The following is a 14,011-nucleotide window of genomic DNA, read 5'->3' as shown; positions in this document are numbered from 1 at the left end:
AGTTCCCGTCCTCCAGGTTCCACCTCGATTCCGCTCACACGCACATCTCACCTTGCTTCAATGCAATCGTGTGATCCAAATCGCCCCCTTGGGGGCCGAACATGCTGCCCCGTGCACGCCTTCGTCTATGGAGCCAGAACCAGTGTGTCAGCCAGCAACTTCACCGATTCATCTCGCGGAATTTGGATCAACGGTTCCTCAGATTGGGAGTCACCGTACAGCGAGCGAAGCGACTCATCGATCAGGAATGGCGAAAGGAATGGATTCCCAGTCGCATCGGCGACGATCCGTTTGAAGTTCGCTTGCTGAACCGCACGGTCCTCGTCGATCGGGACGCGATCCACGGTGTTCGAATCCGGAACCGTCGCTTGTGATCGCAGGAAATCGCTTTCGGCTTCTGCCCCGACCGGCGTACCTGTAAGACTGGTTGCCGAGGCAACGGTCGTGACCCCCTGGCTCGGTGGCGGCGGGAGGGTTGGCGTGAGAGCCGGGACCGACGGGGAGAACGCCTGACCCGACGCGAGTGTGGCTGAAGCGGCCACGATGCGAATGTCTCGGGAGACCTGATTGCTGGTCACCGAGCCGTTGCTGACTTGAAACACCACGCGTCGCTGACCGGTCGAGGGGTTAGACGAAGTGTTTTCAAATAAAATGCACCGCAACGCCCCCTGGTACTTCGCCAACGTCGCGGTACCACTTAGCGTCAACGTCCCCGTCGCCGGATTCCAATTCGACTGAAGCACGGGCGGACCGCCCAGCGAGAGGGCGTCGCTGCCGGATTGATAATTGTTCGCAATCCGAATCGTGGCTCCGGTCAGCACGGTTGAATCGACGTCGGCCACATTCAACGTCTGCGAGACGACCTTTGCAGCGGATCGGATCGGGTAATCCATCGGAGTCGATTCAACCCCAGCCAAAACCGGGGCGGCATCGACCGTTGTCCCGGATTCGTAGGCAAGCGTGGCCGGATTGGTTTTGCCAAACGTCAAATACCAAGGCGATTGCAGACGACCACTGGTCGTCGGGACGATTGCATTGAAGCTTTCGGTCGTCACGTCGTAGGCACGCACCGAGCCGGCAGCAGCCCCGGTGTTGATGGGCACATACAGCCGACCGTCGGGGCCGAACAGAAGCGATTGTGCCGCGTTGTCACCGCCCAAGGGGATGAATTCCCGTTGCGTTTTGGTGGCAACATCGATCACGACCACCCCGTTGCCCGATCGATCGGGGCGAAAACTGGTCACGTACAAGGACGTACCGCTGGGGTCAAAAACGATACCTTCGGGATTGTGCAGTTCACCGGATTGATGGACACCATCCGGGGTGTTGCGTGCGATGACTTCAAAGGCTCCGCTTGACGTATCGTTGAATCGCAACACATAGCCCGACGCGTCTTCAGAGAGGATGTCCGAGTCGAAGGCGCTGTAGACCGTGACGTAGAGTTTGTTGTCGGGACCAAAGACGAGTCCGCGCGGATTGAACTCGGCGGCAAACCCGTTGGGGATCAAGCTTCCGATGAAGGCCCCGGTCGTCGCATTGTATTTTGCGATCCGTGATGGCGCGGCAAAAAAGTCCGCCACGTAGGCGACGTTGTCTTTAACGACCAACCCGCGAGGTGCGAACGGAGCGTTTGCATGGTTCGACGGTACCAACGGTGACGACGCCACCCCGCTGTCCTTGTTGAACCGCAGCACTTCGCCGTTGAATTCTGTATTGACGTTCTGGTTAACGACCAGCAGGTTGCTCCCCTGGATGACCATTCCACGAGGCCCCTTCAAGCCGCTGGCGCCGCTTTGCACCAGCGTGCTGACATAGGCCCCCGTTCCGGCATCGAAAACCTGGATCGAGTTGTCGCCCTGGTCGCCGACGTACAACACGTCGACCGCCAGCAGGCAACGAGCTTCAAGTGGTTCGATGAAGAGGCGGCGACGTGAATTCCTGGCCTGGCAATCGCCGCGACCGCTACGGCGAGACCGTTTCAACCCAACGCGTTGTTTTGACATCGAAGTTTCGCTGACGCAGTGGCTTGCCAGTGCCTCGAATCGGATGTCAAGGAGCATCCTCGGCCGCTCCGAATTAGATGGCAAACAAGCGACACGCGATCGGTCGGTCGCTGCAATTCCTGGACCCTGGCAGCCTCACGCGTGAACGCAATCCGCGATCGACGGCAATCCCCACGACGAATGCTTCGCTTGGCGGAAAGATTTTTCCTGAACCGGAAAAGCTCCATCCAGCGTCGGAAACAATCTTGCCGAAATCCCGCGTTCCGCCCCCACCCTCTCCTTGTCCCCCCTCTCTCTCTTCCCATCATTCTGCCATCAGCTCTCCCGGCATCAACGCCTCACGCATCGTCTTGCCCCACATCCCACTCCACGCCCGACTCCGAAATCGCGAATCTTGGAAAAAACGCCGAAATCCCACTAAGAAATTGCTTCGCGGCGAGTCTGACCTTGTGAGAGGATAAAGGGGTCGTGATTCAATTTTGCCAGGCGGACCGAAGCGAATTCATGTTGAAACAGACTCCTGATCTCAAGCCATCGGGTGCCGAGGGTGCGTCAAAGCCCACCCTGCGCGCCCTATTTGAGAGCGAGGAGACAGCGCTGTTGCGATATGCGTTTTCGCTGACCGGCCGACGCGCGGTGGCGGAGGAGATCGTCCAGGACGTTTTTCTGCAACTGCATGCGCGATGGGAGGACGTCGAGAACCCCAGTGCCTGGCTGTACCGCAGTGTCCGCAATCGCGCCTTCAGCTACCTCCGACACCTCAAACGCGAATCGCTTCACACCGATGACGGCAAGCCGCCATCGGCCTACGGCGAAACCGGATACGGCGACACGCCGGACGAATCCCCCGAAGAGATGCTGTTGCGGATGGAGGCCGTCGCGGCGCTCCGCCAAAGCATGCAGGAACTCGATCCGACCGATCGACAATTGGTGAAACTCAAGTATTTCGAAAACCTCAGCTACAGCGACATCAGCGCCCAAACGGGACTCAGCATCGGCAACGTCGGCTACCGATTGCACCACATTTTAAAGAAGCTGGCCGGCAAGCTCCGGCCGCTCGGAATCGACGGAAAGTCATGAACGAAGAATCTCAAAACGACCGCATGGACTCCGATTTGGAAGCCCGCATCGCTGCGCTCGTTCATGGCGAAGCGTCCGCATCGGAACAGGAAGCATTGAATCGTTTGATTCAAGAGCGCCCCGAGCTGCAGGCCTTGAAGAAGCAATTCGAATCGGTCGACTCGTTGATCCGCGAAGTCGCCGCAGGGGAAGAGCCTCCGGCCGACGACCAGGATTGGAAACTGCCTGCGGATCGGCGCCGCAAGGTGTTGTCGGTCATCAGCGGCCAGAGTCAAGAAACCGGCGGACCGCAGCCACTGGTTCAGTCCAACCGGTTCTGGAACGTCACCCGTGTCACGGTCTCCCTGTGCGTCGCCGGATTGTTCTTGATGCTGGCCACCGGATCGTACGTCTTGCTCCGCGCCACCCGGGCATCCCGAGTCGGCCAGGCGGCGACCGATAGCCGACAGATGTTGGAATCCTTTGAGTATTCGATGCAATTGCCTGACGCCGAGACACCGCGTGCCGAGTCCGCTACCGCTGCGCCCTCGGTGATGTTATTCGCGGAACGGGAAGAAGCCCAAAGCGGCAGCGAAAGGCGGTTCCGCAATGGCCGCGCGGCTAAGCCGGCCGAACCGACCGGCGCACCCGTCGTTGATTTCGAAATGGATTCGAAAGCCTCCTTGTCGGCCATCGAAGACCACCTTGCCGCAGGGGCGATCGTCGCCGAATCAGATCAACCGTCCGCGTACTACCTGCAGGACGACGTGCAGTATTATCCCACGGTTCCTCAGGTAACACTGTCTGAATCCGCGGTAACCCTGTCTGATTCAGAGTCCGGTGCGAATCAAGCCGACAAGTTGAAGCGTGAATCTGTCGAAGCGAAAGGGCTTGGAACCCCTGCGGATTCGGCGCCGCAATTCTCGGCCGGCCGAAGGCAGCGATTCGACCAGGAATTTGATTTCTCCGACGAGTCTCTCGCGGTTGAACCTCCGCCCATCGATTCGTTGGCCGCCGATCCACAACCGTCCGCCGATGGATCCGAATGGCGATTTGGTCGCGCCGGCATGCAGCGTGGTGTCGCCGAGCGACTGGCCGACGATCGCAGTGGCGTCGAGCGGTCCAAGAACCTGGGTCTGTTGACACCGCCCGCGGGACCGTCGGATTTTGACGTCGCCAAAAACCGCGACTGGGGCGTCGCCGGTGGCGGAGGATTCGGCGGCGGCATGGGCGGAGGACAAGGGGCGTGGCAAGAGCAGTTGGAAAAACAGCTGGACGCACCGCAACAACAAATCGCGCAAGATGGCCAACAGCTTTGGGACGCCACGCAGGAACTCGAGGGACGCGGCACGGGCATGGACGAGTCGATGATGGGGATGGGCGGAATGGCGATGGGGATGGAAATGGACGTTGAGATGTCGATGGACGATGAAATGGCGATGGGCGGTGAAGTGGGGATGGACGGCGCGATGGGAACCGATGGCGGCGTTGCTGCTCCGAGGTCCGGCGAAGCCGCGGCTGATCATTACGGCAACTCCAACGCACTTTCGTTCTCCATGCCAAGTCCCACAACGGCACCAGCGCCGGCAAACAGGCCCACCGATTCGACGAAAGAACTGGCAGAGTTAGGCGACGTCACATCACCCGAACCGACAACAGAACCGATCGCCAAGGGACGGATCATCGTTCCCGAGACAAGGGAGCTCGAGACGCGCGGCCTTGCTGCAGCCGGAACACGCGTTTCCGGGTTGGGCGAACAGGTCCCCGAGTTGGGTTTACGAATTACCGGATCGGGCAGACAGGCAACGATGGCCGGCAAAGATTTATCCTACGGTATCCAGCCGGCCGAAAAGGTTCCGCAGGCAGCCGACCGCTGGTATGACCAGATGCAACCACAATCGGCTCAACCACAAGCCGGCCAGTCGCAGCGAGGCAAGTCGCAAGCCGATCAAGCCCAGGGCATCGCCTCCAACCTGGAAGGACTCGAACGATTCAGCCGACGCGCGAGCGCCGATCAAGCCAACAGCGAGAGTCTTCAAGAGCTGGAACGGCTGCAGCAGCGTGGCGAAGTCGCGAGCCGAAGCAACGGCCAAGCGAATCTTTCCGGGCCGGAGAGTTTGATCCCGGAAATGCTGTCCAAATCGAAGTTTTTGAAACGATCGAGCGTGGAGAAGACTCCTGTCCCCGCAGGCCTGGATGAAAAGTACGCCGGAGAGGAAGCGTTTTCGACCTTCTCGCTGCACGTCAGCGATGTGTCGTTCAAACTGGCCGCCGCGGCACTCGCCCAAGGCCAATGGCCCGAGGCGGCAAAGATCCGCATCGAAGAATTCGTCAATGCTCTGGACTATGGTGACCCGATGCCCGGGCAAGACGAAAAGGTTTCTTGCCAGCTCGAACAAGCGATCCATCCCTTCCTGCAACAACGCAACCTGCTGCGAGTCTCGATGCGGACGGCTGCCGCCGGACGAGCGAGCAACACACCGCTGCGTCTGACCTTCCTGCTGGACAACTCGGGATCGATGGAACGCATCGATCGCCAACAAACCGTCCGTCGCGCCTTCACCCTCCTCGCTGAACAACTCAAAGCGGGCGACCAAGTCACTCTGATCGGTTTCGCACGCACGCCGCGATTGTTGGCCGACAAGGTCGACGGCGCACAATCGCAACCGTTGGTCGATTTGATCCAGCGTCTGCCCAGTCAAGGTGGCACCAATATCGAAGCGGCCTTGCAATTGGCCTTTGAGAAAGCACAAGAACAACATGACGCCGATGCCCAAAATCGGATCGTGTTGCTGACCGATGGCGCGGTGAACCTGGGCGATGCCGACCCCGAAAGCCTGTCGCGTTTGATCACCACGATCCGCGAGTCCGGGATCGCGCTCGATGCCGCCGGAATCGTCGCCGAAGGCTTGAACGATGAAGTTTTGGAAGCGCTCACACGCCAAGGCGACGGCCGCTACTACTTGCTTGATTCGCCCCAAGACGCCGACGACGGATTCGTGCGGCAGATCGCCGGCGCGCTGCGTCCGTCGGCCAAGAACGTCAAAGTGCAAATCGAATTCAACCCCAAACGGGTCGGACGTTACAAGTTGCTGGGCTTCGAAAAGCACCTGCTGAAAACCGAAGACTTTCGCAACGACAAAGTCGATGCGGCCGAGATGGCCGCGGCCGAAGCCGGTGTGGCCGTCTACCAATTCCAAGCCCTGCCCGACGGCGAAGGTGACGTCGGTTCGGTGTCCGTGCGGTTCCGTGATCTGTCGACCGGACAAATGGTCGAAAACCGCTGGCCGATCCCCTATCAACCCGACGCAGCACGGCCCGACCAAGCCGCCCCGTCGATGCAACTGGCATCCGCCGCCGCACTGTTTGCCGCCAAGCTCCGAGGCGAACCGCTGGGGGCAAGCGTCGATCTGAAAACCCTCGCCGACCTGCTGTCCGGATTGCCCGAACCCTACCGCAATGCGAAACGAATCCAGCAACTACGTCAGATGATCGGTCAAGCCCGACAGATCGGCGGGGGGTGAGTTTCAGGTTTCAGGTTTTGCCTCGTTCCCGGGCTCCGCCTGGGAACGGGGATTCCCCGAGGCTCCGCCTCTGGTTGCACGTGGTGGATGTGGCTGGAGCCACAGCTGCGGTGCGTTCCAAGGCAGAGCCTTGGAACGAGGCAGAAACGCTCCCTGGCAGGGAGGGTCGAACGACGACCAAAAGTGATTCCGAACCTCATCGTCGACTCCTCCCCCCGCACCTTGCATTGAAAACTTCTCTCCCCAGGAACGACATCCATGAACGCGACAACACCGTCACCGCTGAAAACAACGCTCGTCGTTCTTGTCACCCTGTTCGTACTGGCGCCGCTTTTGCTGCACCGGTATTCGTGCAACGCCCAAGATGACGCCGCCCGGGCGAACATCAACAGTTCCATCGCCGCCGACGGTACCGGAACGATCATTGTCGAAGCCCGCGGACAGATCCCCGAACCCCCGGTCTTCTATTCCGCCCGCGCCACGTCGACGGCAAACGTTTCCTCCGAGCGTATCGAACAGGTCATCCAGCTGACGCTCAAGGTGATCCAAGGCCGCGCGAAGACGTTGAGCGTGGGGGTTCGCGGCGACGACCAGGTGACCGATGTCCGCGGCGAGAACCTGCGATCGTGGGCGGTTCGGCGCGAAGGCGACGCGCGTTTCTTGGATCTGCACGTCAACGAAGGCGTCACAGACCTGCAACTCGAAATCAAAACCCGCTCCGACGAACTTCAGCTGCCCGCAACGATCGGCCTGACACACCTAACTCCCGGTGACTCGGTCGGCTTCGACTGCGTCGTGACCATCCAGTACGCCCCCGAGATTCTCGGCACCGTCCTTTCCGTCGACGGATTCGTTCCGCTGGAATCGGGCGACAACACAAACCGTTTCCAATCAGCCACCGGCGGTGAAATCAAATTGTCGCTCCATCGTGACGGTGCCGCGCCCGCAGCGGTCGAGCTGGTCGAAACGACTTTAGACGGCCAAATGAATCCCGATGGCAAATCGGTTCGCTTTCAGCTTCGCGGCACGGCCCAGGTCACCCAGGCCGGTGCGGAGATCGTGATCCTTTCGGGCCATGCCGCCGTCAGCGAAATCCCCGATGGCCCGAGCTACCAATTGCAACTGGCAACGCCGAACGGCCAATCGGTCTATCAGCTGACGTTTCCTGAAACGGGTTCCTTCCCCGTGGCGTTGGAGTTTGTCGCCACATTGGCCGCGACGGGCGATAACGTGAAAAGTATGGATTTCGCCGTCGCCGCCAGCGCCGTCGTCCCATTGACGCTACGGGGCCTCGCGGCCGACCTGGAATTCAATCGCGACCAGGAATCCGTGGTGCCGCTTCGCAATGACGACCTCTGGCGAGGGTTCTTGCCGGCGACGGGGCGAGCGAAATTGCAGTGGAAAACCGCTCGGCAAACCGGTGAAGGCAAACTTTTCTTCACGACCACCGGCAAGGTCGAAGCAATGGTCGGCGCGGGCCTGCTTCGCCAAGACCACCAGATCAATTATCAAGTGTTACAGGGTGAATTGAAATCGTTCGACATCGCACTCCGCGGCCCCGGTGAAATCCTGGATGTTCAAGGCGACAATCTGATCGGTTGGAAAGTCTCCGGGACCGGCGAGGATCGTCGGCTGGAAGCGACACTCAGCCAGCCGATCAGCGGCCACAGCCAGATCAACATCCGCAGCCAGACGGCGCTCGGTGCGTTCCCGGTCCGCGTCGAAGGGCTGCGACTGGATCCGCTCGGTGCGATCCGGCACTCGGGTTTCTTGCGGTTGATGAACACGGGATCGGTGCGGCTGGAACCGACGGCGCTGAGTGGATTGAATCAACTGGCGCCCGATCAATTCCCCGGCGAAGCGGTCCAGGCCCGACAGGTTTTCGTCTATCGCTTTCCCTCCGCCGAGCACACGTTCACGATCGCGGCCGATCGAATTCAACCCGAAGTGAACGTCTCCGAACTGGTGCTGTATGAGCTGGCCGAAACCGATCGTGTGATCCGGGCGGACGTCGAATTGGATGTCCGCGAGGCCCCGATTCGTGAGTGGGATTTCCGAATCCCGTCGGACTATTCGGTCGTCTCGGTCACCGGCGCCAATGTGGCCGACTACATCACCGCATCGGCGGTCACCGAGGGTCGACGCAACTTGAAGGTCGTCTTCGGCCAAGACGTGGCGGGGCGTCAGCTGGTTTCATTGCATCTGGAAAAAACAGAAGCCGCGTCCGAAGGCAATTGGGATCTGCCGCGGATCGAATACCCCGAGGCCAAATCGGTGCGCGGTGATATCGGAATCATCGGCGCCGCAGGATTCCGCATCTCGGTCGACACCACCGATTTACTGGCCGAAAAACCCTTGTCGTACTTTCCCAAACCGATGCCGAATTTGCAGCAAGCGTTTCGCATTCGACAACCGGGCTGGTCGGCAACGATGCGCGTCGAGCGACTCGACCGCAGCGTGCAGGCGGACGTTTTTCATCTGTATTCGTTGAGCGAAGAAACGGTCTATGGCAGCGCGTTGATCAACTACTTCGTCACCGGGGCGCCGGTATCCGAGTGGCGGATCACGGTCCCCGCCGAAGTGGGCAACGTGATGGTCGACGGCCGTGACGTTCGCACGTATCGCCGTGAAGATGACACTCTGATCGTTTCGCTGCACCAGCCGGTGATGGGACCGTACACCTTGTTGGTGACGTTTGAAGAAAAACCCGATCAGAACAACGGTGCGTTCCGGCCTGGACAAGTCGTACCGCTGGACGTTCAAGGGGAACGCGGCTTTATCCAAGTCGTCAGTCCGATGCAGGTCAAGATTCAAACCGAATCGGTGTCCGAGGACATGCTGCATTTGGATCCCTTGGAACTGCCCGCCGAGTTGCGGTTGCTCAGCACCGCGCCGCCGCTGGGGACCTGGCAGTACACCGAGCGTCCCTTTAACTTGACGTTGAACGTGAATTGGTTCGAACCCGGCACGACGGTGACGCAGGTGGTGGAGTTCGCCGAGGCCAATAGTCGTGTGTCGCAGGACGGAGAACTGGTCACCGACGTCGTGTATTTCATCAAGACGCGTGGACAACGGGCACTGCGGATCGAGCTGCCGCAGGAACCGGTGCGTTTGTGGGCCGTTTCGGTTGCCGGCCAGCCGGTCACCGCGCGTCAAAGCGAGGATGCCACGCTGATCCCCTTGCCCGGCGGCACCGATCCCAACGTTCCGGTCGAAGTCCGCTTGCGTTTGGGGAAACCGGCCGTCGACCAGTCCCGCCCCCAACTCGCCCTGCCGACCGTATTCGCGCCCGTCCTGAAGACCCAATGGGACGTGACCGGCGACGAGAAATATGTGCTCGCGCCCCGCGGCGGGACCGTGACGCCGCCCGTCCCGGTGCTGCGGCCGTCCGGGTTTGACTGGGTCGCCAAACGCGGACTCGGATCGTTGGTCGTGATCGTGCTGCTGACCCTGCTGGGTGCCTGGGGATGCCGGCAGACGCGATCCCGCCGCGTCGCCGGGCTGATCAGTCTGGCCGTGGCGATCGGCGTGGCGCTGGTCACCGCGGCGGTCGCGTTTTCGCAGATCGGCAGCCCCGCGCCGCTGCAGTTGAGCGTGCCGATTTTGGCGGCCGGGGAAACCATACAATTGCAGGTCAGCAACACCCCGCTGTGGCGCGTCAACCTGTCCTCGTCCGGCGTCACCGCACTGCTGTGTGGTCTGGTCGCCATCGGATGGTCCTTTCGGCGAACCGAAACGCAGGAGCAACGGCTGCTCCGCGGCGGTGGCATCCTGTTGCTCGCTTTGGGAGTGCTGCTGCAAGGCGACGGTGCGGGGTGGTTCTTCGGCTTGCTCGCCCTGGCGATTTTGGTGTTTCTGTTCGTGCCGCCGGCCCGTCAGTGGATCCGCCACACCACACAATCCGCGCGTGAACTCGCTGAACGCAGGAAAGCCAAACGTGCGGCGAAACGGGATTCAAACGACCCCGCCTCGGGCGAAGGACTCGGAGGCGTGACGCCGATGTTGGCTTTCATTGCGATGTTGCTCGCGTCATCGGCAAACAGTGTGGCGGCGGTTCCCGAAGGCTTCAAAGCGGCCAGCTCCGTCAAACAGCAATGGCAGTTAACGCATCAAGACGCACGGCTGACCGCCAACGCAACGATCACACTTTCCGGAAAACCGGGCGATCGGTTCCTGTTGCTCAAAGCCCCCGCCATCCTGACTCGGTTCGAAGGCCAAGGGTTGCGTCTGACCAAGACCGAAGTCGCCGGCGAAGGGCTGACGTACATCGTCAGCATCCCGGTGGCGGAGCAAGCTGCCGAGGAAACGGGAACGACCGAGGAGACTGCGCCAGACGAAGGCACTGGGCCCGATGAAGGCACTGGGCCCGATGAAGGCACTGGGCCCGATGAAGGCACTGGGCCCGATGAAGGCACTGGGCCCGATGAAGGCACTGGGCCCGATGAAGGCACTGGGCCCGATGAAGGCACTGGGCCGGCAGCCGTCTCGGAGTACCAGGCGACGTTTGAGTTTCAACTCGAAGCCGTCCAGCCGACCGGGGGCATCCCGGTGTTGACCGGTGTGGCGGCCGTCCAAGAAATCGACCTCCGCTATGACGAAGCCGGATGGGACGTCAGCTGCCCGACCGCCGTGCGGATCGATGCGGATGAAGTCGCCGACGCGACACAGGCCAACGTCTTGCTGATGCCGGGACCGGCCAGCTTGTTCCTGAAACCCAAGGCCCGCGACGTGACGACCGAGGAAACGCAGTTCTTCGTCGAAGCGTCCAACCTGTACCTTCCCGGCCCCGGTGTGGTCGACGGCCGCCATCGGCTTCACATCCGCACCGCCCAGGGACAGGTCAGCGAGTTGAACGTGACGGTCCCTTCGGGCCTGACCGTCAGCGCCGTGTCCGGACCGGTCGGCTCCTGGCAATTTGACGCCGACAGCGGCGAGTTGAAACTTCAAATCGACCCCGCGCAGTCACAAGCCTTTGATGTCACCATCGAAACCCAGCGCGGGCTCGATCCGCTGCCGACCGACGTCACGTTGTCACCGATGAAAGTCGCCCAGGCCGACGGCGAAGTCGGCTTGGTCGCGCTCGCATTCGGCCCCGAAGCCCAACCCGAATCGTCGGTCCCGAACCAAATGTCAGCCGTCAATCTGGGTGACTTTGACGCCGGTTTGATCACCAACAAACAAGCCGTCTTGCATCGCGTGTATCGCTACGGCGCCGATGGCGGTGACGTCGCCGTGCGTGTCGCGCCGGTCGCGCCGGAGGTGCGTGTCGTCAGCAAGCAAGTGCTGTCACTGGGCGATGAACGCGTCGTGTTGGGGGTCAATTTTGCCGCGGAGATTTCTCGGGCAGGATTGTTCCAATTGAGTTTTCCGCTTCCCGAAGGTCTGGAAGTCGAATCGCTTAGCGGGGCGGCGCTGCATCACTGGGCGGAGTTGAACGAAGGCGACCAGCGGCAGATCATCTTGCACTTGAGCGGCAAGACCCTGGGCACACAAACCTTCGCGATGGCGCTTTCAGGCGCCGCCCCCAGCGACGTCGGCCAGTGGCAGATTCCGCGGTTCCAGCTGAACGAGGCGACGCGTCAAACCGGTGACCTGGTCGTCCGCCCGACCACCGGCATTCGGCTCCGAACCGAATCCCGCCAAAACGTCTCCGAAACCGATCCGCGGACGATGGGCGGCGAAGCCCAGGGCGCACTGGCGTTCCGTTTGTTGCAACGGGATTGGACTTTGGTGCTGGGGATCGAAAAACTTGATCCTTGGGTGACCGGGCAAGTGCTGCACGAAGTCACGCTGCGTGAAGGCCAGACTCGGTCGGCGTTGATCGCAAACTTCAACATTCAAAACGCGTCTGTGCGGTCCTTGCAAGTCGTGCTGCCGATCACGGATCCCGGCGTGATCAAGACCTTGCGGGCGAGCGGTGGCACGGTCAGCGACTTTATCCGCTCGGCCGCTGATTCCAACATCTGGGAGATCCAGTTCAAACGTCGCGTGGTCGGCAAGGTCGACTTCCGCATCGAATACGAACGCCGGGGCGAACGCGAGAACGACAGCGAAACGCTCCGTCCGGCCGGGTTCCCCCAAGCGAGACAATTGTCGTACTACGTCGCCGTCCGTGCCGGTGGACGTTTGGAACTGGAACACGACACCCTTTCCGACGGCTGGCAGCGCGTCGACTGGAGCACGCTGCCGACGCAGCTGCGTGAAGCGGAAAACCGCAATGCCCCGGTGTTCACGTTCCGTGCGGTCACCCCGGACAGCCCGCTGACCGTCCGCGCACGACGGCATTCGATCGCCGATGCACTCAAGCTCCGCGTCGCCCAAGGCTCCTTGACCACCATTCTGTCACCGACCGGCGATCAGTTGACATCGGTTGACGTGACCATCGAAGTCATCCAGCGGAGCAGTCTGAGCGTCGGGTTGCCCCGGGGAGGTGAATTGTTCAGCATCTTCGTCAACGGCGAAAGCGTCAATTCGATTCGTCAGGGCGGCGACACCAACCGCTGGCAGTTCTACATTTTGCCGGGAATCGACGACCGCACCGCGACCGTGCGTTTCGTCTATTCGGTCACCGGCGGTCGCTTGAGTGACCTGCAATTGACCAGCCCCGAACTGAACGTGCCGCTGGAGAACATTCAATGGAACGTCGTCGCCCCCAAAGGGTTTGAATTGATCGACGACGACGGAAACCTGGAACTGATCACCCAGACCCAGCAGGAGCAATACGATCGCGGATCCTACCTGTCCAAGGTCGTCGGAAAACGACAGGCCCAGGCGCAGCAAGCCGCGCAGTTGCTCGAACAAGCCAACGAATTGCTTCAAGCCGGCGAACAGACCAAGGCGCGTTGGGCGCTCAACAGCGTCGCCAACCAATACGCCCTGGATGCCGCGTCCAACGAAGACGCCCGCGTCCAGCTGGAAAACCTGCAAACCCAGCAAGCCATCGTCGGACTCAACACCCGCCGCCAACGCCTGTACCTGGACAACACGCCCAGCGACACGGCGCTGGGTGACGATCAACAGCTGCGCCAAGCGGCGGCGGAGAACCCGATCCTGCAGCAAGACCAATTGAATTTCCGCCCCCAACAGCTGAGCCAGTTGTTGCGTGGCAACACGACCGAAGACAACGCCGTGCTGCAACAGATCGCCGCCCGGCTGGTCCGTCATCAACGCACCACCGAACCGGCGCCGCAAGCGATCATCATCAGTTTGCCCGAAGAAGGCTCGGTCTACACCTTCTCTCGCACCGTGCAGGTCGCCGAGAACGCACCGCTGGAGCTGGAACTGGAATTCGCCTCGCTCTTCAGAATCTCATCCTGGCAGATCGCCTTGGTCACCCTGTTGCTGGCCGGCCTCGCAGCCACACTCGCCTTGGCGATCAGCAACCGCCCAACCGACACGAAAGTGGATTAACACTCCCTGGAACCA

General features: G+C 61.0%; 4 protein-coding genes. 3 read left to right on the top strand and 1 reads right to left on the bottom strand.

Annotation, left to right across the window (positions count from 1 at the left end; all coding sequences use genetic code 11):
- Window positions 1–125: 125 nt before the first annotated feature.
- A complete protein-coding gene (locus Mal15_RS03675) occupies window positions 126–2,003 on the bottom strand; it encodes an NHL repeat-containing protein (RefSeq protein WP_147866523.1) in 1,878 nt (625 codons plus the stop codon).
- Window positions 2,004–2,507: 504 nt separating this feature from the next.
- On the opposite strand from Mal15_RS03675, the gene Mal15_RS03670 reads away from it, so the two are divergent.
- The 3 genes from Mal15_RS03670 to Mal15_RS34510 all read left to right on the top strand — a co-directional run bounded on the left by Mal15_RS03670 (window position 2,508) and on the right by Mal15_RS34510 (window position 13,996).
- The gene (locus Mal15_RS03670) at window positions 2,508–3,083 is read left to right on the top strand and encodes an RNA polymerase sigma factor (RefSeq protein WP_147866522.1); all 576 of its coding nucleotides are present in this window, start codon (window positions 2,508–2,510) and stop codon (window positions 3,081–3,083) included.
- Window positions 3,080–6,586 carry a vWA domain-containing protein gene (locus tag Mal15_RS03665; protein WP_147866521.1) on the top strand — a complete coding sequence of 1,169 codons (3,507 nt, stop codon included), beginning with the start codon at window positions 3,080–3,082 and terminating at the stop codon, window positions 6,584–6,586. The genes Mal15_RS03670 and Mal15_RS03665 overlap by 4 nt, the downstream gene beginning before the upstream one ends.
- A 258-nt stretch (window positions 6,587–6,844) precedes the next feature.
- Window positions 6,845–13,996: a hypothetical protein gene (locus Mal15_RS34510; RefSeq protein ID WP_233903259.1), complete on the top strand. Its 7,152-nt coding sequence runs from the start codon at window positions 6,845–6,847 to the stop codon at window positions 13,994–13,996.
- Window positions 13,997–14,011 lie beyond the last annotated feature (15 nt).

The organism is Stieleria maiorica (assembly GCF_008035925.1).
In the GTDB taxonomy this organism is placed as follows: domain Bacteria; phylum Planctomycetota; class Planctomycetia; order Pirellulales; family Pirellulaceae; genus Stieleria; species Stieleria maiorica.
The sequence above is the reverse complement of the archived record's forward strand: the minus strand, read 5'-3'. Positions and strand labels throughout refer to the sequence as shown.

What these genes read in the sequence shown, in the direction of transcription:
- Mal15_RS34510 (WP_233903259.1), top strand. Translation starts at nt 6,845, where the DNA reads ATGAACGCGACAACACCGTCACCGCTGAAAACAACGCTCGTCGTTCTT.
- Mal15_RS03675 (WP_147866523.1), bottom strand. Translation starts at nt 2,003, where the DNA reads ATGTCAAAACAACGCGTTGGGTTGAAACGGTCTCGCCGTAGCGGTCGC.
- Mal15_RS03670 (WP_147866522.1), top strand. Translation starts at nt 2,508, where the DNA reads ATGTTGAAACAGACTCCTGATCTCAAGCCATCGGGTGCCGAGGGTGCG.
- Mal15_RS03665 (WP_147866521.1), top strand. Translation starts at nt 3,080, where the DNA reads ATGAACGAAGAATCTCAAAACGACCGCATGGACTCCGATTTGGAAGCC.